19 protein-coding genes are annotated in these 22,232 nt (G+C 72.1%); 8 read left to right on the forward strand and 11 right to left on the reverse strand.

The annotated features are described in order from the left end of the window. Positions 1-12 precede the first annotated feature (12 nt). A complete protein-coding gene (locus ABH928_RS10725; RefSeq protein ID WP_370064659.1) occupies positions 13-1,572 on the forward strand; it encodes a DUF58 domain-containing protein in 1,560 nt (519 codons plus the stop codon). 33 nt (positions 1,573-1,605) lie between these two features. Next, positions 1,606-3,969, forward strand: a complete 2,364-nt coding sequence (locus ABH928_RS10730) for a DUF3488 and transglutaminase-like domain-containing protein (protein WP_370064661.1) — start codon at positions 1,606-1,608, stop codon at positions 3,967-3,969. A gap of 15 nt (positions 3,970-3,984) precedes the next feature. Here ABH928_RS10730 and ABH928_RS10735 read toward each other — a convergent pair whose 3' ends face one another. From ABH928_RS10735 to ABH928_RS10775, 9 genes are all read right to left on the reverse strand, one after another. Next, complete coding sequence (locus ABH928_RS10735; protein WP_370064663.1) at positions 3,985-5,646, reverse strand: RICIN domain-containing protein; 1,662 nt, start codon at positions 5,644-5,646, stop codon at positions 3,985-3,987. 222 nt (positions 5,647-5,868) lie between these two features. After that, positions 5,869-6,267, reverse strand: a complete 399-nt coding sequence (locus tag ABH928_RS10740; RefSeq protein ID WP_370064665.1) for a DUF3040 domain-containing protein — start codon at positions 6,265-6,267, stop codon at positions 5,869-5,871. Positions 6,268-6,531: 264 nt separating this feature from the next. Next, on the reverse strand, positions 6,532-7,752 hold the full coding sequence (gene dinB, locus ABH928_RS10745; protein WP_370064667.1) for a DNA polymerase IV: 1,221 nt from the start codon (positions 7,750-7,752) through the stop codon (positions 6,532-6,534). 234 nt (positions 7,753-7,986) lie between these two features. Further along, positions 7,987-8,718: a methyltransferase domain-containing protein gene (locus ABH928_RS10750; protein WP_370064669.1), complete on the reverse strand. Its 732-nt coding sequence runs from the start codon at positions 8,716-8,718 to the stop codon at positions 7,987-7,989. A gap of 106 nt (positions 8,719-8,824) precedes the next feature. Beyond that, a complete protein-coding gene (locus tag ABH928_RS10755; protein WP_370064671.1) occupies positions 8,825-12,355 on the reverse strand; it encodes a DNA polymerase III subunit alpha in 3,531 nt (1,176 codons plus the stop codon). A gap of 104 nt (positions 12,356-12,459) precedes the next feature. After that, a complete protein-coding gene (locus ABH928_RS10760; RefSeq protein ID WP_370065018.1) occupies positions 12,460-12,957 on the reverse strand; it encodes an SAV_6107 family HEPN domain-containing protein in 498 nt (165 codons plus the stop codon). A gap of 128 nt (positions 12,958-13,085) precedes the next feature. Beyond that, complete coding sequence (locus tag ABH928_RS10765; RefSeq protein ID WP_370064673.1) at positions 13,086-13,427, reverse strand: DUF6504 family protein; 342 nt, start codon at positions 13,425-13,427, stop codon at positions 13,086-13,088. Between the two features lie 225 nt (positions 13,428-13,652). Next, the gene (locus ABH928_RS10770) at positions 13,653-14,351 is read right to left on the reverse strand and encodes a class I SAM-dependent methyltransferase (RefSeq protein WP_370064675.1); all 699 of its coding nucleotides are present in this window, start codon (positions 14,349-14,351) and stop codon (positions 13,653-13,655) included. Continuing rightward, a complete protein-coding gene (locus ABH928_RS10775; protein WP_370064677.1) occupies positions 14,245-14,955 on the reverse strand; it encodes a YitT family protein in 711 nt (236 codons plus the stop codon). Before ABH928_RS10775 ends, ABH928_RS10770 begins: the two co-directional genes overlap by 107 nt. 137 nt (positions 14,956-15,092) lie before the next feature. On the opposite strand from ABH928_RS10775, the gene ABH928_RS10780 reads away from it, so the two are divergent. After that, positions 15,093-16,631 carry a PLP-dependent aminotransferase family protein gene (locus ABH928_RS10780; protein WP_370064679.1) on the forward strand — a complete coding sequence of 513 codons (1,539 nt, stop codon included), beginning with the start codon at positions 15,093-15,095 and terminating at the stop codon, positions 16,629-16,631. A gap of 451 nt (positions 16,632-17,082) precedes the next feature. Beyond that, positions 17,083-17,700: a DUF4126 domain-containing protein gene (locus ABH928_RS10785; RefSeq protein ID WP_370064681.1), complete on the forward strand. Its 618-nt coding sequence runs from the start codon at positions 17,083-17,085 to the stop codon at positions 17,698-17,700. Positions 17,701-17,846: 146 nt separating this feature from the next. Here the strand turns inward: ABH928_RS10785 and ABH928_RS10790 are convergent, their stop codons facing one another. Further along, positions 17,847-18,599 carry an SDR family NAD(P)-dependent oxidoreductase gene (locus ABH928_RS10790; RefSeq protein WP_370064683.1) on the reverse strand — a complete coding sequence of 251 codons (753 nt, stop codon included), beginning with the start codon at positions 18,597-18,599 and terminating at the stop codon, positions 17,847-17,849. Positions 18,600-18,877: 278 nt separating this feature from the next. Here ABH928_RS10790 and ABH928_RS10795 point away from each other — a divergent pair, with 278 nt between their 5' ends. Together ABH928_RS10795 and ABH928_RS10800 are read left to right on the forward strand one after the other, a co-directional pair. Continuing rightward, positions 18,878-19,042 carry a hypothetical protein gene (locus ABH928_RS10795; RefSeq protein WP_370064685.1) on the forward strand — a complete coding sequence of 55 codons (165 nt, stop codon included), beginning with the start codon at positions 18,878-18,880 and terminating at the stop codon, positions 19,040-19,042. A gap of 1 nt (position 19,043) precedes the next feature. Next, complete coding sequence (locus ABH928_RS10800) at positions 19,044-19,832, forward strand: thioesterase II family protein (RefSeq protein ID WP_370064687.1); 789 nt, start codon at positions 19,044-19,046, stop codon at positions 19,830-19,832. Positions 19,833-19,881: 49 nt separating this feature from the next. On the opposite strand, the gene ABH928_RS10805 is transcribed toward ABH928_RS10800, so the two are convergent. After that, entirely contained in the window at positions 19,882-21,270 is a 1,389-nt protein-coding gene (locus tag ABH928_RS10805) for an MFS transporter (RefSeq protein WP_370064689.1), read from the reverse strand. Here ABH928_RS10805 and ABH928_RS10810 point away from each other — a divergent pair. Together ABH928_RS10810 and ABH928_RS10815 are read left to right on the forward strand one after the other, a co-directional pair. Next, positions 21,251-21,577: a hypothetical protein gene (locus ABH928_RS10810; RefSeq protein ID WP_370064691.1), complete on the forward strand. Its 327-nt coding sequence runs from the start codon at positions 21,251-21,253 to the stop codon at positions 21,575-21,577. The genes ABH928_RS10805 and ABH928_RS10810 overlap by 20 nt on opposite strands. Before the next feature lie 27 nt (positions 21,578-21,604). Beyond that, a complete protein-coding gene (locus ABH928_RS10815; protein ID WP_370064693.1) occupies positions 21,605-22,231 on the forward strand; it encodes a TetR/AcrR family transcriptional regulator in 627 nt (208 codons plus the stop codon). Position 22,232 lies beyond the last annotated feature (1 nt).

Genomic DNA, 22,232 nt, shown 5'->3' on the forward strand with positions numbered 1-22,232 from the left:
GCCGGTTCCCCAGTGCCGAGAGGACCACGAGGGCCCGGAGGCCCGGGAGGCCCGGGAGGCCCGGAGAGCAGCGACCCCCAGCGGAAGGACACGGTCCGCCAGGCGCTCAGCGGGCTGACCACGCGTGGTCGCTCGTTCCTGGCCGCCGGGCTGACCGCGGTCCTCTGCGCCTACCTGCTGGGCGAGTTCGCGCTGATGCGGGTGGGCGTGCTGCTGGCCGTGCTGCCGCTGGTCAGCGTCGGCGCGCTGGTGCGCACCCGGTACCGGGTGGCCAGCGGACGGCGGCTGACGCCGTCGCGGATCCCGGCCGGGCAGGAGGCGCGGGTCCATCTGCGGGTCGACAACATCTCCCGGGTGCCGACCGGCCTGCTGCTGCTGGAGGACCGGGTCCCCTACGTGCTGGGGCCGCGTCCGCGCTTCGCGCTGGACCGGGTCGAGCCGCGCGGCTACCGCGAGGTCTCCTACCGGGTCCGCTCCGACCTGCGCGGACGCTATCCGCTCGGGCCGCTGCAGCTGCGGCTGGCCGACCCGTTCGGGCTGTGCGAGCTGTCCCGGGCGTTCACCTCCCACGACCTGCTGACCGTGGTCCCGCAGGTGCAGGCGCTGGCGCCGGTCAAGCTGACCGGCGAGTGGTCCGGCTTCGGCGACAGCCAGGCCCGCGCGGTCGCGCTGGCGGGCGAGGACGACGTGGTGCCGCGCGAGTACCGGCAGGGCGACGACCTGCGCCGGGTGCACTGGCGCTCCACCGCCAAGTACGGCGAGTTGATGGTCCGTCGCGAGGAGCAGCCGCTGCGGCACCACGCCACCGTGCTGCTGGACACCCGCCGGTCCGGGCATCGGGGTTCGGGCCCCGCCTCCTCCTTCGAGTGGGCGGTCAGCGCCGCCGCGTCGATCGCCCTCCACCTGCTGGAACGCGGCTACGAGGTGCGGTTGCTGACCGACACCGGCGAGGCGGTCTCCGCCGTCGGCGCGCTCAGCGCGGGCGGCAGCGCGGCCGAGGCCGCCGGGCTGATGCTGGACCATCTGGCGATGGTGGAGCTCTCCGAGAGCGACGACCTGACCTCCGCCGAGGAGGTGCTGCGCCTGGGCGGCGAGGGCCTGCTGGTGGCCGTCCTGGGCGGGATGGACGACGAGCAGTTGGCCGAGCTCTCCCGGCTGCGCCGCCGGGCCGGTTCAGCGATCGCGGTGCTGCTGGACCCGGACAGCTGGAGCCTGCTGCGGGGCCTGGGCAACGCCTCGGCCAACGGCAACGGCAACGGCCAGGGCCGCAACGGCTCGGGCGGCAACGGCATTCCGTCGAACGGCGCCGCCGCCAACGGCGCGCACCACGGCGCTGCGAGCCACGCCGGCGGCGTGCCGCGCGACAGCGCAGAACGGCGGCAGCGGCTGATGGGAGACGCGGGCTGGCGAGTGCTGCCCGCCCGCTCCGGCGACACGCTGCCCGAGCTGTGGCAGCTGCTGGGCCGTCCCGGCACGGGCTTCGGCGGCCGGGGCGTCAGCTCCGTGACGGCGAAGTCGGCAGCCGGCATCGTCCAGGGCGAGCCCACGCGCCGGGCCGACGGGGGTTCGTGACATGCGTGACATGCGTGACTTGGGAGTCGTGGGATGAACACGCGGACACGGATCGCGCTCACTGCGGCTGCGGCCACGGTGCTCACCGCGCTCTGCCTCTTCCCGCTGGTCCAGCCGACCAGTTGGCTGGTCGAGGCGACGGCGATGCTGCTGCTGGTCACCGGCGTCGGCGTGCTCACCCGCCGGTTCCCGCTGGCCCGCCCGCTCACCGTGCTGCTCCAACTGCTGGCCACGGTGCTGCTGCTGACGTTCTTCTTCGTCCGCGACACGGCGGTGTTCGGACTGCTGCCCGGTCCTGCGGCGTGGGGCGAGTTCGGCTCCGACCTGCAGTCCGGCTTCGACGACATGTCGCACTTCAGCACCCCGGCCCCGGACACGGTCGGGCTGCGACTGCTGCTCACCATCGCGGTGCTGGCGGTCGGCCTGCTCGTGGACGCGCTGGCGGTCACCTACCAACGGGTCGCCCTGGCCGGGCTGCCGCTGCTGGCCCTCTACGCCGTCGGCACCGGCATCCACCCGCACGGCGCCCTCTGGTTCTGGTTCCTGGCCGCCGCCTTCGGCTTCCTGATGCTGCTGCTGGCCGAGGGGCGGGACCGGGTCTCGCGCTGGGGGCGGATCTTCCACGGCGCCTCGGCCACCGGGAACGCCGACAGCACCAACCCGGTGAACGCCACCGGCTTCCGGATCGCCGCGCTGGCGGCGGTCGGCGCGCTGCTCGTCCCGGTGCTGCTGCCGTCCGTGGGCAGCGGCGTGGTCGCCGACCTCGGCGGTGGCAGCGGATCCGGCACCGGGAACGGCGTGATCACCGCCGTCGACCCGATGGCCTCGCTGGCGCAGAGCCTCAACCAGACCAACGCGGTCCCGGTGCTCTCCTACCGGACCACCGCCCAGGACCCCGCCGACCAGTACCTGCGCATCGTCGACCTGGACGTCTTCAACGGCGTCGCCTGGACCACCAGCACCCACCGCGCCGTCCCGCTGCCCGACCCGCTGGGCGTCCCCACCGAGCTCTCCGGCGGAATCCAGCAGCAGACGGTGGAGACGGAGGTGACCACCCAGCCCGGCTACGTCCAGCAGTGGCTGCCGATGCCGTACCCGGCGGTCAACCTCCAGGTGACGGGCGACTGGCGGTGGGAGCCCGAGGGCCGAACGGTTATCGGCGGCACCGACGCGCAGAACGCGGGCGGGCTCGACTACACCGTCACCAGCCTGTCGCTGCACCCCACCCAGGACCAGCTGCGCAACGCCGCGCCGCCGCCGGCGGACATCGCGCGCACCTACCTCACGCTGCCCAACAACCTGCCGGCCGTGGTCGGCCAGGACGCCCGCGCGGTCACCGCCGGCGCGCCCACCGCCCTCGACAAGGCGCTGGCGCTGCAGGACTGGTTCGCCCACTCCGGCGGCTTCACGTACAACACCAACGTCCCGGTCAACAACACCTCGAACGCGCTGGCCGACTTCCTCAAGAACAAGCAGGGCTTCTGCGTCCACTTCGCCTCCACCATGGCGGCGATGGCCCGGATCCTCGGCATCCCGGCGCGGGTCGCCGTCGGCTTCACCCCCGGCACCCAACAGGCCGACGGTTCCTGGCTGGTGACCACCAAGAACGCGCACGCCTGGCCGGAGCTGTACTTCACCGGCGTGGGCTGGCTGCGCTTCGAGCCGACGCCGTCCATCGGCTTCGAGCCGAGCTTCGGCTCCTCGACCACCGCGCCGGCTCCCGGCCCGTCGACCTCCGCGCAGCCCACCACCGGCGCCGGTCCGACGGCGGGCACGCACAACCAGGGCTGCCCGATCCAGGCGCGCCGCGAGGGCCTGTGCGCGGCTGCCGGCGCCACCGGCGGACCGGTCAGCACCGGCTCGTCGGCGGCCGGCTCGCTGCGGCTGGCGGTCTGGGCGCTGGCCGGACTTCTCCTGCTCCTGCTGCTGGTGCCGATGGTCTGGCGCTGGCGGGCCCGACGCACCCGGCTGGCCCGGGGGCCCGGCGGGCTGACCGAGCAGCAGGTGCTGGACGCCTGGCGCGAGTTGCTGGACACCGCCTGGGACCTCGGCATCCCCCCGGACCACGCGGAGACGCCCCGCCGCACGGCGGATCGGATCAGTGCCCTCGGCGAGCTGGGCCCCGAGCCGAGCGCGGCGGCGGGCCGACTCGCCCTCGCCACCGAGCAGGTGCTCTACGCGCCTGTGGTGACCGTGCCGCTCCAGCTCCGGCAGGACGTCCGCTCGGTCCGGGAGGGCCTCGCCGCCCGCGTCGACCGGCGCACCCGCCTGCGCGCGGTGCTGCTCCCGCCGTCCTCGTCCCGGCTCTACCGTGACCTGCCGCGCCGCGTCTCCGCCGAGGTACGGCGCAGGACCGCAGCCCTGTGGAACAGGCTGCGGCCCGGTGGCTCGCACTGAGCAGGTGACCGTTGATCAGCCGGCGGGCAGGTAGACGATGCCCAGCTTGTCCAGCTGCCAGAGCTGGGTGTCCGCGCCGGTGTCCGACTGGAGCGTGGTGATCGGGTTGCCGGAGCTGTCGACCGCGGCGCTGGTGCCGAGGGTCAGCACCATGTTCGTGGCGGCCGAGTCGGCGATCTTGTAGTAGCCGTTCCCAGCTGCCTCGAAGACCCAGTGCTGGTTGGCGTTGCCGGTGCAGCCCCACTGCTCCAGCTGCGTGCCCGCCGCCGTGCTGCCGCCGGTGGCGTCCAGGCACATGTTGCGGTTGCCGCTGAAGTCCAGCTCGTAGCTGCCACCGGACTTGATCTCGAAGACGAACGACTGGTTCAGCCCGCCGTCGGCGCCGTAGGTGATGGCCGGGCGGCCGTTGGTGGCGTCGCCGTAGCTGCCGCCGCCGGAGAAGTCGAGGACGTTGCCGCTCGCCTTGTTGGCCAACTGGAACCAGGACCCGTCCGTGGGCACGTCGTTGAACGACGCGTTGCCCGGTGTCAACGGCATGATCGTGGTGCCGTCCTGCGGGTCCAGGGTGCAGTAGGCCTCCGGCTGCGTCGGGTCGTCGTAGAAGTCCCCGAGGCAGGCGCCCTCGGCCTTGTAGCCGGCGACGCGCGGGTGGTAGGACTGCCGGACCTCGTCGGTGCAGAGGCCGAGCACGCCGATCGACTGGTCGCAGCCGTTGCGGGTCAGCTCGCTGGTGTCGATCACGTCACCGTTGATGTACTCGTACGGCGAGCTGGTCATCTCCGCGCAGACCTCGTGGCCGTAGGAGACCCGCCGCATGTCCAGGAACCGGACCCCGGGCACCGCCTCGGCGGCGGCCCGCTCGGTGTCGTCCAGCTGCGGGACCACCCAGTTGTGCGCCCAGGCGGCGTCCTCGGGGAAGCCGGGGCAGCCGTCGGCGACCTTGCCCGCATAGGAGTTGTCACGGATGTCCGGCGTGATCGGCGTGAAGTACGACTGCAGCACCAGCTGGTACGAGCCGTCCGCGTAACCGGCGTTGCGCATGGTCTGGCGGACGTCGGTGAGCGCCGCCTCGATCTTCGGCAGGTCCGCCTTGGCACGGGCGGTGATCGCCGCGCTGCCGATGGTCTGCCGGCAGCCCTGGGACTGCGGGACCGGGAAGTACGCGGTCAGGCAGCTGACGACGATGCCGGTGAAGTCGAAGTCGTCGTTGGCGCCGATGGTCACCACGACCATCTTGACGTCGTAGTTGGCGGCGCTCTGGGCCAGCTGGACGTCCTGCTTGGGCTCGCCGTAGTCGCCGCTGCCCGGGCCGGTGATCTTGGCCAGGGTCGGGTCGGAGGTCAGGTCCCCGGTCTGCGCCCCGGAGCAGGCAAGGTCGATCGGGGTGACGCCGGTGACGCCGGTGTCGAAGATCGTCGACTCGGCGTGCCGGTGACAGAAGTCCTTGGGACCGTCGGTGCCCGCCATGTAGCCGTCGTTGGTGTCGGTCCCGGCCCCTTCGCCGGATATCGCGCTGTCGCCCAGGGAGACGATGGCGGCGGGCTTGGCGGCCGGTCCGGCGGCCGCGGCGGCGGTCTGTGTGGTCGCGGTTCCGAGTGCGCCGACGAGGGCGGTGACGGCGAGTGCCGCGAGGGCGGCCCGGGGTTTGCGCAGGCCTGCTCTGACTGATCTGGTCACACAGTGCTCCTGAGGGTGGACGGGGAGTGCCCGATCGTCCCTCAGGGTAGGTACCCCCAGGTAACATAACAAGAGTGGTGCTCATGTTTTCTGCGGCGAACACAACAAAACCCTGCTGACCTGGTGATCTCTGCGCGCCAAACACGACGATGCGCCGCTCGGACACGACGAAGGGCCCCGACCCGAAGGTCGGGGCCCTGACGAAAGAGTGTTCTGCGCGGGTCAGAACCCGCCGCGCTGCTGCTCCTGACGTCGCTGCCAGCGCTGCTCCATCCGGTCGACCAGGCTGCCACCGCCGCCACGCTTACGGCGCACCGGCCGCCCGGTACGCGGGTCCACGGCCGCGAGCCGCGGAATGCGGCGCCATGCGGTGACCGCGAAGACGGCACCCGCCAGCATCAGCACAAAACCGACGACGCTCACCCACTGCTGGTGCACGAAGAGGCCACCCATCAACAGGCCCACGCCGACCACGAAGCCTGCGGCGGACGCGTAAACGGCGCGCCGGGTCCGCGTGCGCAAGCCACTACCCTCGAGCGCCGTCGCGAACTTCGGGTCCTCGGCGTACAGCGCTCGCTCCATCTGCTCAAGCAGTCGCTGCTCGTGCTCCGAGAGCGGCACGTCGTCCTCCTCCTCTGGCCGCCGACGGCGCAAGCGCGCCGACCGGAAGACCACCCCACCGCACGGCTCGGTTTCTCTTGATCCCGCTGTGTTGCGTGTATGCCCCGGGTGGGCGGCCGTCATGCTTGCTGCCTTTACCCGAATCATACGGTTCACCGTGGGTTTTTGGAGTGCCGTGCCGCATGTGCGGTACCTCTCTCCGGACAGGCCGGAACGCCTCGGTGTGCCCTGTGAACGGGCGACACCAGTGAGAAGTTTCCAGCCTCAGGAGCTCCTCTTTCCCGTGTCACTGCCCGGCTCCTTGCCCGTGTCCTTGCCCGTGTCCCTTCCTACCTCCCTCCCACCCTCCAGCAGACTCGCCGGACCGACCGAGGCCGTGCCGAACTTCGCCCGCACCCGGTCGACCGTCCGCTCCAGTTCGGACCAGCCGTGCTCGCGCTCCCCCAGCGCCATCTGCTGCGGCCGGGCCCCCTCGCCCAACCCCTCGACGCGCAACCCGATCAGCCGGATCCGGGCCCGAGCCAGACCCATCCCGTCGAAGACCTGGACCGCCGCGGCGTAGAGGTCGTGCGCCAGGTCCACCGGCTCAGGCAGGGTCCGCGAACGGGTGACCGTGCGCAGGTCGGCGAAGCGCACCTTGACGGTGACCGTCCGCCCCGCGACCCCGGCGGCCCGCAGCCGCGCGGCGGCGGACTCGGCGAGCCGCAGCAGCGTGGTCCGGATCAGCTCGTGCTCCGCCGAGACGTCGGCCGGGAAGGTCCGCTCCCCGCCCAGGCTCCGCTCGGCGCGCTGCGGTACCAACGGGCGCGGGTCCTCGCCCCGCGCGAACCGCGCCAACTGCTCGCCCGCGGCGGCGCCGACGATCCGCCGCAGCGTGTCCGGCGGCGTGGCCGCGAGGTCGGCGACGGTGGTCAGACCGAACCGACTCAGCGCGGCGGCGGTGCTCGGCCCCACCCCGGGCAGCCGCGTCGCGGGCAGCGGCAGCAGGAACCCCGGCACCTCGGCCGGCGTCACCAGCAGCAGTCCGTCGGGCTTGGCCGCGACGGAGGCCAGCTTGGCGATCAGCTTGTTCGGCCCGACCCCGACCGACAGCGCGAGGCGCTGCTCGTCCCACACCCGCTCCCGCAGCAGTTCCGCGAGGACCCGCGGTCGGAACGGCACCCCCGCGAGGTCGAGGTACGCCTCGTCGAGGGAGGCCTGCTCCACGCGACGGGAGAAGGAGGCGAGGACGGCCATGACATTGGCCGAGACGACGGCGTACTCGTCCATGTCCGGCGCGACCACGACCAACTCCGGACACATCCGCCTCGCGCGGACGACGGGCTGCCCCGACTCCACGCCCGAGGCTCGCGCCTCGTACGTCGCCGACATCACCACGCCGCGGGGACCCGTACCCCCAACCGCGACGGGCCTCCCGGCCAGGTCAGGACGACGACGCTGCTCGACCGCGGCGTAGAAGGCGTCCAGATCCGCGTGCAGAATCACCGCGAACCGCCAGTTACAACACTCAGGGGCGCGAGGCTCTGCGCGAGAAACCACCCAGCGCGGATGGCCCTGCTCGTTCGGTCCGCCACCTGCGTGGGTGGCTTGTCGCGCAGTTCCCCGCGCCCCTGGACAGTGCAACCACCCGCGGGAGCGTCAGTGACCCGTCGCACCCACGCGGCGCAGCCGCACATCGGCAGAGCCCCGCGCCACTGGACCGTGCAACTGACCCTTTGTTCAGCCCAGTTCCGCCAGAACGTGCAACTGCGTGGCCACCGCGTGGAACGACGGATCCGCCGAGGCCGCCTGCTCCAGAGCGAGGAGAGCGTCGAGCGCCCCCGGTTCCGTGTCGACCAGGACACCGGGCACCAGGTCCGCGAAGATGCGCACGCCGTGCACGGAGCGCACCCGCAGTCCCGCCCCGCGTGCCAGCGCATCCAGCTCGTCGCTGGTGAAGCGCCGGGCGTCCGGCTTCTCGACGCCTTCGAGCGTCGCCCGGGCCTCGGCGAAGTGGCCGGAGAGGGCGCGGGCCAGGACCGCGCCGTTGCGGTTGGCAGCAAGAAGGCTGACCAGACCGCCGTCGCGCAGCACCGCGGTGAGCTCGCGCAGCGACTCCGCCGGGTCGTCGACGAACTCGAGGACGCCGTGGCAGAGGACAGCGTCCATGCTGCCCGGCTCGACCTGCTGGGCCAGGGTGCTCGTGTCGCCCTGTATCGCCCGGACCTGGCCGGTGACCCCGGCCTCCGCCGCGCGGCGTTCGAGGGCGAAGAGGGCGTCGGGGCTGGGGTCGACGACGGTGACCCGGTGGCCGAGGCTGGCGACGGGCACGGCGAAGTTGCCGGTGCCGCCACCGGTGTCCAGGACGTCGAGGACCGGGCGGCCGAGCGACTCGGCCTTGCGGTCCAGCGCCGCGCGCAGGACCTCCCACACCACGGCGGTCCGAAGGGCGCTGCGGGGACGCGTGTACACGGTTGGGCTCCTCGGTTCGGCTGCGACGTCTCGGCGGTAGCGGCAGTGGTGGCGGCAGCCACGGCCGGACAGCCCCACCCTATTGCCTTGTGCCGCTGCTCGGCGCTCATCCCGGGCTCCCCGGGCTGGTGTGCCAGAGCTTGCGCGGGGCCTCCGCCGCGGGGACGCCCGGCGGCTTGAGGTCGGCGTAGGGGGACATCCGGAATCCGCTCGGGTGCAGCATCACCCGGCGCGGCGGTGCCGCCTCCGCTTCGGGGCGGGCGGCCAGCACTTCGCGGACCGCGTCCACGCCCGCCTCGCGCCACAGTTCGTGCAGGCCGGTCAGCTCCCAGGCGGCGGTCGCGGTGAGCGAGACACCGCGCGGGCCGGTGCGGCGGACCACGCCGCGGACCAGCAGCAGCCAGGAGTGGAAGACCGTGGACGCGTAGTGCTGCTGGGCGTCCTCGAACATGGCGAAGTCCAGCGGGCCGGTGGCGTCGTCGAGCGTGGCGAAGACGACCCGGACGCCGGTCCGCACCGGCGGGGTCTGGGTGGCCACCTTGACCCCGGCGATCAGGATCTCGCTGCGGTTGCGCTGCGTCAGCAGGTCGCGCGAGCGGACCGTGCCGAGCTCGTGGAGGAAGCGCAGGTACGGGCTGAGCAGATGGGCGCTGTGGTCCAGGCCGAGCGCCTCGATCTCGCCGTGGATCAGCTCGGAGTCGGTCGGCGCGGGCAGCGCGGTCGGCACGGCAGTGGGCTCCTCGCCGGAATTTCCCGCCAACGCGTCGGCCAGCTCCAGCTGGGACGGGCCAGGGCGGCGCGGGCCCTTGGGCTTGGGGTCGGTGGCCGCGTGCAGCAGCAGGTCACGCCGGGTCAGCCCGGGGTGGAGCGCGTCCAGCGCACCGGCCAGCACCAGGTTCTCCAGGGTCGGCTGTGAGGGCTCGGCGCGGCGACGGAAGTCGGCCAGGGAGGCGTAGGGCGCGCCCTCGCGCTCGCGGACGATCCGCTCCAGCTCGGCGTCGCTGATGCCCTTGACGTCGGCCAGCCCGATCCGCAACGCGTCACGGCTGCTGCCGCTGCCGTCCGGGCCGCGTTCGATCGTGTAGTCGACCACGGAGTCGTTGACGCTGGGCGGCAGCACGGTGACGCCGAACTGGCGGGCGTCGGTAAGGATCAGCCGCTTCGGGTACATGCCGGGGTCGTGGGTGAGCAACCCGGCGTAGAAGGCGGCCGGGTGATGGGCCTTCAGCCAGGCGGACTGGTAGGTGGGCAGCGCGAAGGCGCCCGCGTGCGCCTTGCAGAAGCCGAAGGAGGCGAAGGCCTTGAGGATCTCCCAGACCCGCTCGACGACCGGCCGCGGATAACCGCGGTGGTCGGCGGCCACGCAGAACCAGTCCCCCACCGCCTGCTGGCCCTTGATGCTGCCGAGCAGCCGCCGGGACTGGTCGGCGCGGTCCGGTGCGCAGCCGGTCATCTTCGCGATGATCCGGATCACCTGCTCGTGGAAGACCACCACGCCCTCGGTCTCGGCCAGGATCTCGCGCAGGTCGTCGTGGACGAAGACCGGATCGGCCCAGCCGTGGCGGGCGTTGAGGAAGGGGGTGACCATGTCGCTCTTGACCGGGCCGGGGCGGAACAGCGAGATGTCGATGATCAGGTCGCCGAAGGTCTCCGGCGCGAACTTGCCGATCAGCTCGCGCTGGCCGGGCGACTCGATCTGGAAGCAGCCGAGGGTGCGGGTGGAGCGGATCAGCTCGAAGGTGGCCGGGTCGTCCAGCGGGACGGCGTCCAGGTCGATCCGCTCGCCGTCCACCCGCACGGTTTCCTTCAGGGCGTGCGCCATCGCGGACTGCATCCGCACGCCGAGGACGTCCAGCTTGAGCAGGCCGATCGCCTCCACGTCGTCCTTGTCGAACTGGCTCATCGGGTAGCGCTGGGCGGAGAGTTCGACCGGCGTGCGGTCGCGCAGGGTGCGGTCGGAGAGCAGCACGCCGCTGGGGTGCAGGGCGATGTGGCGGGGCAGGCCGTCCAGCTTCTCGACGATGTCGAAGAGGACCGCGAAGATGCCCTCCTCCAGCCGGGAGTGCCGCAGTTCGGGCAGGTCGCGCAGGGCCGCGCGGGCGTCGCGGGCGCGGATGTGCGGGAAGGCCTTGGCCACCGCGTCGATCTCCTGCGGCGGCAGGCCGAGGGCCGCGCCCGCATCGCGGACGGCGTGGCGGACCCGGTAGGTCTCCAGCATCGCGACGCAGAGCGTCCGGTCGGAGCCGAAGCGGTCGAGGATCAGGTCGTAGACCTCGGTGCGGCGGGCGGACTCGACATCGAGGTCGATGTCGGGCAGCGAGGTGCGCTTGGCGGAGAGGAAACGCTCCATCAGCAGGCCGTGCGCCATCGGGTCGACGCCGGAGATGCCCAGCAGGTGGTTGACCAGGCTGCCCGCGCCCGAGCCACGGGCCGCGCAGCGGATACCGGCGGCGCGGGTCAGGTCGACGACCTCGGCGACGGTGAGGAAGTACGGCTCGTAGCCGAGGCCGTCGATCAGCGTGAGCTCGCTCTCCAGCCGGTCGGTGATCTTCTGGCTCGCCGCCCGGCCCGGGCTGCCGTAGCGGCGGGGGATGCCCGCCTCGCAGCGTTGCCGCAGCTCGCGGACCGCGCCCTCGCGGGTGGTGCCGAGGACGCCCGCCTCGGGCATGTGCATCGAGCCGAGGCCGATGTCGAGATGCGGGTCGAGCGCGCACAGCTCGGCGATCCGGCGGGTCTGCGCCAGCAGCGCACGCACCTCGGAGGCGGTCTCGCACAGGTCGTGGGCGAGGGCGGCCATCTCCGGGCCGGTCTTCAGATACCCCTCGGCGTTGACCCGGTCCCGGGAGCGCAGCTCCAGCGGGACCAGGCGGCGGGCGGCGTCCAGCACGTCCGCGACCGGGGCGTCCTCCGGAACCGGGTAGCGGACGGCGTTGCTCAGCACAGCGGGCACGCCCAACTCCCGTGCCAGGCGCAGCATCCGCTGCCCCGCCGCGCGGGAGGTGGGGTGGCCGGGCGGCGCGAGGTGGTGCACCACCTCGACCACGACAGCGTCCCCGCACGCCGCGCGCCAGCGCTGCAGCTCGGCCTTGGCCTCGGCGGTCCGCCCGGCCGCGGCGGCGCGGCCGACCACGGACTCCGGGCCGAGCAGCACGAACACGCCGTCCCCTGCGCGGGCCACCAGCTCGGGGCCGACCACCGGACGACCGCGACGCTCCATGTCGTCCCCGTGCGCGGTGCTGACGACCCGACAGAGCGCGGCCCACCCCGCCCGACGCCCACGGGCCAGCACCACGACCCGTGGCGGGCGCGCCGCGTCGGCGGCGGCCCGGTCCAGCTCGGCCCCGCCGGGGCCGGCGGTACGGCCGACGATCCGGGCGTCCGTGCGCATGCCCGTGCGCACGTCCGTACGCGGATCGGCGCAGGCCAGGTCGGCTCCGACGATCGGCCGTACGCCGTGCTCGACGCAGGCCTGGGCGAAGCGGACCGCACCGTAGAGGCCGTCCCGGTCGGTGAGCCCGAGCGCGCCCATGCCCAGCTCCGCCGCGCGCCGGGCCAGGGCAGCGGGCGTGGCGGTGCCGTAGCGCAGCGAGTAGCTGGAGGCCGTGTGCAGATGCACGAAGGAGTCCGTGGGGCTCATGTGCTGCGACTCCTCTGGCGTGTCAGGTGTGCAAAGGCGTTGTTGGCCCCTCCCGATCCCGCCGGTTGCGGCTCCCGGTCACCCGGGCATCCGGTGCACCGGTGTCACCCGGTGCGGGGCATTCCCTCCTCTTCTCCGATCCCCCGCAGGTACGGCTCCCGTGCGGCGGGGACCGCGCCGCGGGCGATCAACCGCTGCACCATCCGCAGGAAGAGCGCGGTGTTGCGGACCAGGTCGTCCGCGTCGCGGGCGCTGGCCGCCGAGGCGATCCCGGCCTCGGCGGCGGCCCGCTTGGGCGCGCCGGCGGCGTAGTAGAGCGCCCACTCCGCCAGCTCCGGCGCGACCTCGGGCAGGACCTCCCAGGCGCTGCGGATCCGCTTGCGCTTGCGCGCGTTCTCCTCCGGCCGCCCGCGCAGGGCGAGCACGGCCGCGGCGGCGCGCAGCGCGGCGAGATGCGCGAGGGCGTAGCGCTCCAACGGCCCCTGGAGCTCCCGTGCCTCCGCGAGCCCGCGCTGCGCCTGGGTCAGCAGATCCACCGCGGCGGGCGGAGCGCCCGCCCGGCGCAGCACCGGATGGACGTCCTCCGGCCGGTGGTAGGGCATGCCCGATCCCGTGGCGGAGCCGGGCAGTGGCAGCTGCAGCACCCGCGCTCGTGCGCTTTTCCCCCTGGTGCCGCTGAAGTCGGTGCCGTTGAAGTCTCTGGTGTCCCTCATGACGTACGCCCTCCCGTTCAGTCCGTCGTACTGGTGAGGGTCCAGCGGTCGGTGCTGCGGTCGAAGCTGAGGTCGTAGACGCCGAGAGCGAAGCAGCGGCCGGGGCTGGCCTCTACCCGCCACACCTCCCGCTCGGTCCGGTCCAGCGGCCGACCGGCCGCCATCCCGGCAGAGGCGGAAGCGGAAGCGGAGGAATGGCCAGAGGCAGAGGCCTTGCGGGCCTCCTCCCACCACGCGCCGCTCTCCTTCCAGTGCCCCAACACCTCGCGCACCGCGTACACCTTGTCGCGCCAGAGGAAGTGCGTGGGCAGCCCCGTACCGCCGCGCACCTCGACCAGGTCCGCACGCTTTCTGCTCACAGCGCTGCCTCCTTCGCCATCCATGTTCGAACTTTCGTTCGAACATCTCCAGAGTAACCCGCCGGACCGGAGCCACGTCAACGCCGAATCGCCCATGCGACCGACCACACGGCCCCTCCATTCGCCATGCTCCTCCGCACCACTGACAAAGCCGTGCGGGCGGCCACCCGAGGTGACCGCCCGCACGGCGGAGACAAGCGTCGTCGCTGGTCAGCGACGTGAGGATCAGTCCTTGACCGGGACCGCCCCGGCCCAGACGTGGTTCGGGGTGAGGTAGCCCACCAGGGCCAGCCCAGCCTCGGCGAGGACCTGTTCGAACGCGGCGTCCGGCAGGTGCCGGGTGCGGAAGAACTGGGTCCACTGCGCGTCGTCGTAGAGGTAGTCGACCTGGTTGGCCCGCAGCCCCGGGGCGATCTCCTCGGAGACGATCCGGATGGCCCCGGCGCCCTTCATCGGCGACTCGCGCGGCAGGTCGTCGTAGAAGCCCTCCCCCTCGCGCTGGATCAGGATCACGCCGCCGTCGGCGACGTGCCGACGACAGGTCGCCAGCAGTCCGGCGCGGACCTCGACGTCGCCGGTGTTGACCAGGAAGGAGCTGAGCAGCACCAGGTCGAAGCGCTCGTCGAGCTCCAGGTGTTCGATCGAGGCGTGCACCGTGCGCGCACCGCGCACGCGTTCCAGCATCTCCGCCGACTCGTCCACGGCCGTGACCGCGAAGCCCCGCGCGACCAGCGGATGCGTCACCCGGCCCACGCCGCAGCCCAGTTCCAGGATGCTGCCGCCCTCCGGCGTCCGGGAGGCGATGATGTCCGGCTCGTCACCCACGAGAAGCCGCTCGTACAGCTCCACCGCGCACCCGTCCGGGGTGATCGACCCCGGTCCCGTCCCCCGGTGTCCGTCCCGCGTCGTTCGTGTCGTTCGCATGAGGAACAGTCAACATCGGCAGGAAGAACTGCACCAGAGGTCCGATCGCCACGGCGTAGACGACCGTGCCGATCCCGACCTGCCCGCCCATCAGCAGGCCCACCACCAACACGGTCACCTCGATGCCGGTCCGCACCAGCCGGATCGACCGGCCGCTGCGCCGGACGTACCCGGTCATCAGCCCGTCCCGCGGGCCGGGACCGAACCGCGCGCCGATGTAGAGACCTCCGGCGAGCCCGTTGAGTACGACGCCCGCCGCCAGCACCGCAAGCCGCAGCGGAAGCCCGTGCAGTACGGGCAGCAACCGCAGGCCCTCGTCGACGGAGAGGCCGATGACGAAGACGTTGCTGACCGTGCCCAGCCCCGGCTTCTGCCGCAGCGGTATCCAGAGCAGCAGCACCACCGCCCCCACGATCATCGTGATCGTGCCGAACGAGAGCGGGACATGCCGGCTGACGCCCTGGTGGAACACGTCCCACGGGTCCAGCCCGAGCGAGGCCCTGATCTGCAACGCCATGCTGAAGCCGTAGAGCGCAAGGCCGACGTAGAGCTGGACGAGGCGGCGGGTCAGCAGCAAGGGGTCCCTCCTCGGGCACGTGTTCATCGGTTTCAACGGCTTCATCGGCGCTTGCGTCGGTCAGCGGCTGAAACGCGTCGGCGCTTGAAATTGGTCGGCCGTAGGACCACCCTGGAGCCTATTGGCCTGCCTTTCCATGGCCAATTTCAGAAAGGTGGCCTCTCGTGGCTCTCCCTCCGTCATCGCGCACCGCCATCGGCTCGACACGACTCGAACGCGCGCTGGGTGACTGGCAGCGGCCCGGCCACGGCCCCGCGTACCGGGCACTGGCCGGCGGCCTGCGCACGCTGGTGCTGGACGGGCAGGTACCGGTCGAGGCGCGACTGCCGGCGGAGCGGGAGCTCTCCACGGCGCTCGGCATCAGCCGGACCACGGTCACCGCCGCGTACGAGCTGCTGCGGGACGAGGGCTTCCTCGCCAGCCGCCGGGGCGCGGGCAGTTGGACCGCGCTGCCGCCCGGCCGGACGGTGCACGGCGCGGGCCTCTCGCCGCTCCCCGCCGATCTCGTCGACAGCGTGATCGACCTCGGCATCGCCGCGCCCTCCGCCCCAGAGCCGTTCCTCACCGAGGCGATGGCGGCGGCCCTGGCCGGGCTTCCCCGCTACACCGACACCCACGGCGACTTCCCGCTCGGAATCCACGTGCTGCGGCATGCCGTCGCCGACCGCTTCACCGCGCGCGGGCTGCCCACCGATCCCGAGCAGATCATGATCACCACGGGCGCCGCCGGTGGCTTCGCCCTGCTGCTGCGTCACCTGCTCGCCCCGGCCGAGCGGGTGGCCGTCGAGTCGCCCAGCTACGCCAACGCGCTGCAGGCGCTCCGCTTCGCGGGCAGCCGGGTGGTGCCGGTCGCACTGCAGCAGGACGGCAGCGACCACACAGACGCGGGCGGCTGGGACGTGGAGGGCTGGTCCCGCACCCTGTGCGACGCCGCGCCCCGGCTCGGCTACCTGATCCCCGACTTCCACAACCCGACCGGCATGCTGATGTCCGAGGACGAGCGCCGGGTCCTGGTGGCGACCGCCCGCCGCACCGGGACGACGCTGATCGCCGACGAGACCATGGCCGAACTGGCACTGGAGCCGGACCTGGTGATGCCGCCTCCGCTGGCCGCGTTCGACCCCGGCGGCGGCACCGTGATCACGCTCGGCTCGACCGGCAAGACCTTCTGGGGCGGCCTGCGGATCGGCTGGATCCGCGCCTCGCCCGACCTCGTCCGCCGGATCAGGGCGGACCGGGCCAGCCTGGACGTCAGCTCCCCGGTCCTGGAGCAGCTGGCCGTCGCGCACCTGCTCTCCCCGGAGGTGCTGCCGCAGGTCCTGGCCCACCAGCGCGGCCGGATCCGCGTCCAACGGGACGCGCTGGTCGCCGCGCTGCGCGCCGAGCTCCCCGAGTGGACCTTCCGCACCCCGCAGGGCGGGCTCTCCCTCTGGGTCCACACCCCGGACGGCGTCTCCGGCAGCGTGCTGGCGACGACGGCCGAGCGGTTCGGGGTCTGGGTCGGCTCGGGCCCGCGCTTCGGGGTGGACGGAGTGCTGGAGCGCTTCGTCCGGCTCCCCTACGCCCAGCCGGCCGACATCCTCGGCGAGGCGGTACACCGTCTCGCGGCGGCGACCGCGACCCTGACCGCGCCGCACCGCGCCGAACCGGGCCGCACCGAACCGGGCAGCATCGCCTGGACCGGCGAGATCGCCCTGCTCTGAAGGGTTCTGACGGAGCGTCGGAAAACTGGAAAGCGGCGTTCACATGCCGGCGGACTCTCGCTCGCCGGCGCATGAACGCCGCCTTTCCCCCGTTCCCCCCTGCTCCCCCCGGTTCCCCCCGTTCCCGGGGCTCCCCCGAACCCCAGGACACTCCCCCATCCCCTGTGCTCCCCCGGGCCCGGCACCTGCTCCGCCGCCCCGTGTCGGCGGTGCAGTGCCTGGCCCCCCGGTGGCCCGGGCTTTCCGCCCGGCCCTTCCCGGTGCCCACTACTTTGCCGTCGATGCAGGTCCGGAACCATCCGCGTCGGTACTCAACCCGTTCGGACGAGTGTCTGAGTAGAACTACTCAGAGATCATCGGTGCTTCCCCCAGGTCACGCGAGTAGTCGGGGGCCACTAGCCTTGTGCCCCGCGAATGACGCCGCGCCATCCACACAACGGGGGAAACATCCATGGGACTGCTGCCACTGATCTTCACCAGCGGCTGGGCCAGCGGTGTCAACGCCTACGCCGTGGTCCTGATCATGGGGCTGTTCGGCCGCTACGACCACGTGACCGTCGTGCCGCCGGGCCTGGAGCGGACCGACGTGCTGGTGATCGCGGGCGTCCTCTTCGTGATCGAGGCCGTCGCCGACAAGATCCCCTATGTGGACTCGGCCTGGGACGTCGTCCACACCGTGATCCGTCCCATCGCCGGAGGCGTCGTCGCGGCGCTGATCGCGGGCCACGCCCACGACTCGCTGACCACGCTCGGCGCCGCCGCGATCGGCGGCGGCACCGCGCTGGTCAGCCATCTGGTCAAAACCGGCGTGCGGATGGGCGTGAACACCTCCCCCGAGCCGTTCAGCAACATCGTGATCAGCATGGTCGAGGACCTGGCCGTCGCGGGACTGGTCGTCCTGGCGCTGTTCCACCCGGTCCCGGCCGCGATCATCGCCGGGGTGCTGCTGGCCGGGGGCGTGCTGCTGGTGCTGTTCACGATCTCGCGGATCCGCAAGTTCCTGCGCCGCCGCAAGGAGCGCCGCGCGGCGCGGGCGGGCCTGCGTCCGCAGCACGACCTCGTCGGCTGACCGTCCGTCAACCACGGCCCCGCAACTCCGCAGCAACTGGTCGCTGCAGGTCCCGCACGCGCCACACCGAGGGCGCCGATCCCCCGTCACCGGGATCGGCGCCCTCCGTCCGTTGACACCGTGTCGCATCACGGCGCCGAGCGATGTCAGACGATGTGGCGGCCGCCGTCCACGGTGAGCACGTCGCCCGTGGTGTAGCGCGCTTCGACCAGATAGTGGACGGCGCCGGCGACATCCTCGGGGGTGCCGACGCGGTGCAGCGGGGTGTTCGCCGTGATCCAGTCGCGGGAGGACTCCCAGACCTCGTCGGCGCCCTCGTACCAGGGGGTGTCGACCAGGCCGGGGGCGACGGCGTTGACGCGGATCTCGGGGCCGAGCTGGGAGGCCAGCAGGCGCGTCATGTGGTTCAGGGCCGCCTTGCTGACGGCGTAGGGGATGGAGCTGCCCAGGGCCCGGGTGGCGGAGACCGACGAGATGTTGACGATCGCTGCGGACCCGGCCTTGCGCAGGTGCGGGACAGCGGCGGTCGTCACCTGCCAGGCGCCGATCAGGTTGACGTCGAGGATCTCCCGCCAGGCCGCGGCATCGGGGGTGTCGAGGTCGTTCAGCGGGATGAACCGGGTGGTGCCGGCGTTGTTGACCAGGATGTCCAAGCGCCCGTAGGCGTCGACGGCGCTCTGCACGATCCGGCGGGCGTCGTCGGGATCGGCGACGTCTCCCTGGACATAGACAGCCTCGGGCAATTCGGACGCGAGAGCTCGGCCCGCCTCCTCGCTCCGGGTCGAATTGACCACGATTCGTATGCCCTCGTCAGCAAGCCGGCGAGCGATCGCCGCACCGATTCCCGAGGACGAACCAGTGATGAGGGCGACTCGACCCTGCTCCATTTCTGCCTCCATTTAAGCCGGTTGACATGCTCGACCGGTGGATCATACGGTACCACCAGTCGGAATCAAGCTTCCATGATACGGAATATTGCCCACTGCAATGGTGCAGATAGCGGCCTATGTCTGATTTGGTGCGTGTGCACCACGGCTGGGTGCTTCGCGCGAGAACCAGCCCCGACGCCCCTTCCCTCTGCCAGGGCTTTCGCGCGTCATCGCATTTTTGGGGGAAATTCATGTCGCGGACGCATTCCGATTCCTGGCCGCAATGCCCGGCGGGAATCCATCACCTCGTGGGCGAACGGGTACGGGAGACCCCTGACGCCCTCGCGGTCCGGGAGGCCCTCACCGGTCGTGAGCTCAGCTACCGGGAGCTCTGGGAGCTCGCGGGCGCGACCGCGACGCGTCTCGCCGCGCTGGGAATCGGCCCCGGTGCCGTCGCCCTCGACCTCGACTGAGGTGTCGACCTCCGCGCGCAGCCGCGCGGTCATCCGTCCCCGCCCCGTCGCCGACCCGGCCGTGCGGCTCTTCGTGCTGCACCACGCGGGCGGTTCGCATCTCGCGTACACCGGCTGGGTGCCGCACTTCCCGGAGGACTGGGACGTCTGCCTGGTCGAGGCCCCCGGTCGCGGCCCGGTCAGCGCGGTGCCGGCCAAGGTGAGTGCCGCCGACCTGGCCGCCTATCTCCTGGACCAGATCAGGCCCCTGCTCGACGCGCCGATCGCCCTGTTCGGGCACAGCATGGGCGCCCTGGCAGCCTACGAACTGACGATGCAGCTCGCGGAGCACGGCCTGGACGCCCCCGTATGGCTCGGGGTCTCGGCGTGCGAGTCCCCCTTCGCCACGCAGCCGCCCTTCGGGGGCTCCCCGCTGCACACCCGTCCGTCGGCCGAACTGCGCCGTGGCCTGGCCGCGATGGGCGGTCTGCCGCCCGCCATCCTGGCCGACGACGACGTGTGGGAGCTGTACGAGCCCCGGCTGCGCGCGGACTTCCACCTGGTCGAGACCTGGCGGCCACGCCCCGCGGGCCGGGCCAGGATCGCCGTGCCCTGCTCCCTTTTCGGAGGCGAGGACGACCACGTGGTCACCCGCGAGCAACTCCTCGCCTGGAGCGACGGCGCCGACGACCTGGTCGGGCAGCACTTCTACCCCGGAGCGCACTTCTACTGGGAGGACCAGACCGCTCTCGTCGCCGCTCAGATCGTGGAGGAGGTCGACACCGCCACGCCGGGGCTGCTGTCCTGGTGACGGCTGACCCGCCGCCGCCCGCAGGCCCCCGCCCGCAGCAGCCGGTCGCTCAGTCGAACACGACCGGCTGCTGCGGCACCTGGGCCTTTCCCGAGGGCCGGACCAGCTTCGGGGCGACCACGCCGGCCAGGACCACGAAGGCGACCAGCACCAGCGCCGCCGAGCAGGTCATCGCGATGGAGACGCCGTGGGCGAGCGTCGCGTGCGCACCGGCCGCTCCCGGGCCGCCGACAGGGTGCCGCAGCGCGGCGGTGAAGGCGGTGGTGCCGATGGCGGTGCCGACCGCGCCGCCCACCTGCTGCATGGTCTGCAGCGTGCCGGACGCCGCACCGGACTCCTCCGGCCGGACGCTGCCGAGGATGGTCACGCTCAGCGGGACCATGGTGAACCCGGCGCCGAAGCCGAACAGCAGCATCGAGGGCAGGATCCCCGAGGTGTACGCGGTGTGCGCGTTGATCCGGGTGAGCAGCGCCAGCCCCGAGAGCAGCAACAGCGGTGCGGCCAGCAGGAACGGACGTGCCCCCAGACGCGGCACCAGCCTCGGCGCGAGCCGGGCGCCGACGAAGATCGGCACGGCCAGCGGCAGGAACGCGAAGCCCGCCCTGATCGGCGAGAGGCCGAGGCCGTTCTGCAGGTACTGCGTGATGAAGAAGAACATCCCGAACATCGCCGCGGCGATCAGGCCCAACGCCGCATAGCCACCTGCCCGGACGCGGTCGGTCAGCAGCGAGAGCGGCAGCAGCGGCTGCGCGACCTTCCGCTCGACCAGGACGAACACGGTCAACAGCACCACGGCCGCGCCGAAGCAGCCGAGGGTCAACGGCGTGGTCCAGCCGCCCGTGGCGGCGCGGATGAAGCCGTAGACCAGCGAGACCATCCCACCGGTCGCGGCCAGCGCACCGCCCAGGTCGAGCCGTCCGCCGTGACGCGCCGGCTCCTGGATCACCCGGGGCGCAAGGAGGGTGACGACCAGTCCGAAGGGCACGTTGATGAACATGACCCAGCGCCAGGAGAACCAGGAGGTCAGCATTCCGCCCAGGATCAGTCCGACGGTCGCGCCGCCCGCCGACATCGCGGAGAAGAGCCCGATGGCACGGGCCCGCTCGTTCGGGTCCTGGAAGGTGCTGACGATCAGCGCCAGCGTGCTGGGCGCGGCCACCGCTGCGCCGACGCCCTGGGCCAGCCGGGAGGCGAGCAGTTCGGTCGGGTTGGTGGCGAGTCCGCCCAGCAGCGAGGCCAGCGTGAACAGCGCGATGCCGTAGGCGAGCAGCCGCCGCCTGCCGAAGATGTCACCGGCCCGGCCGCCGAGCAGCAGCAGTCCGCCGAAGGCCAGCAGGTAGATGTTCATCACCCAGCTGAGCCCGGACGAGGAGAAGCCGAGCGTGTGCTGGATGCCCGGCAGGGCTATGGAGACCACGGTGGCGTCGAGGATCACCATCAACTGGCAGGCCAGGATGACCGCCAGCGCGAGCCGGTGCCGTGAGTGCCCCGGTGGCGCGGACGCACCGCGCTCGGTTCGTTCTCTCCTTGGAGAGGTGATGACGCCCGTGGAGGACGGGGAGGACGAGGAAGAAACGGAAGACAACGACGAAGAAGACATGGAAGACCTGGAAGTCCTGGAAGTCCTGGAGAGAGTGTTCTCGGACATGGCTCCGCCCTGGGAGTGCATGGAGAATTGTTGGGAAACACAAACGGAGATATCCTCCGGTTTCAGGGACAACAATACGGAGACTCTCTCCGGTTAGCAAGTGGGATTGGGAGGGCTTGGGAGCATGGCCGCCGACACCGAGGCAAAGGGACCCGAAGCGCACGGCGCACGCGACCGCGGCGAGACGGCGCACGCCCGCCGTCCCATGCGCGCGGACGCCCGGCGCAACTACGAGCGACTGGTCGACGTCGCCACCGAGTCGTTCCTCGCCAACGGCGCCAACGCGTCACTGGACGACATCGCCAAGCGCGCCGGCGTCGGTCCCGGCACCCTCTACCGGCACTTCCCCACCCGCCAGGACCTCTTCAACGCGGTCGCCGCGCGCTGGACCGAGTCCGTCGCGGCGGAGGCGGAACCCCTGCTCGGCGCCGAGGACCCAGGGGCCGCGCTGCACACCTGGCTGGTCCGGATGATCGCCCAGATCGGCGAGTTCCGCGGCCTGGCCGCAGCGCTGCTGCTGACCGGCGACCGCAAGCACGAGACGGTCAACGTGCTGGGCGAGACGCTCGAACACCTGCTGGCACGGGCCCAGGCGAGCGGCCAGGTCCGCACGGACGTGGAGGGCCACGAGATCATGCAGCTGGCCAGCGGCATCAGCTACGCCTGCAGCACGGCCAAGACGATGAAGAAGCGCGCCAGCACTCCGGACCGCCTGGTCGGCCTGATCATGGACGGGCTGCGCGCGGAGTAGC

This window comes from Streptacidiphilus sp. MAP5-3, from assembly GCF_041262505.1.
GTDB lineage: Bacteria > Actinomycetota > Actinomycetes > Streptomycetales > Streptomycetaceae > Streptacidiphilus.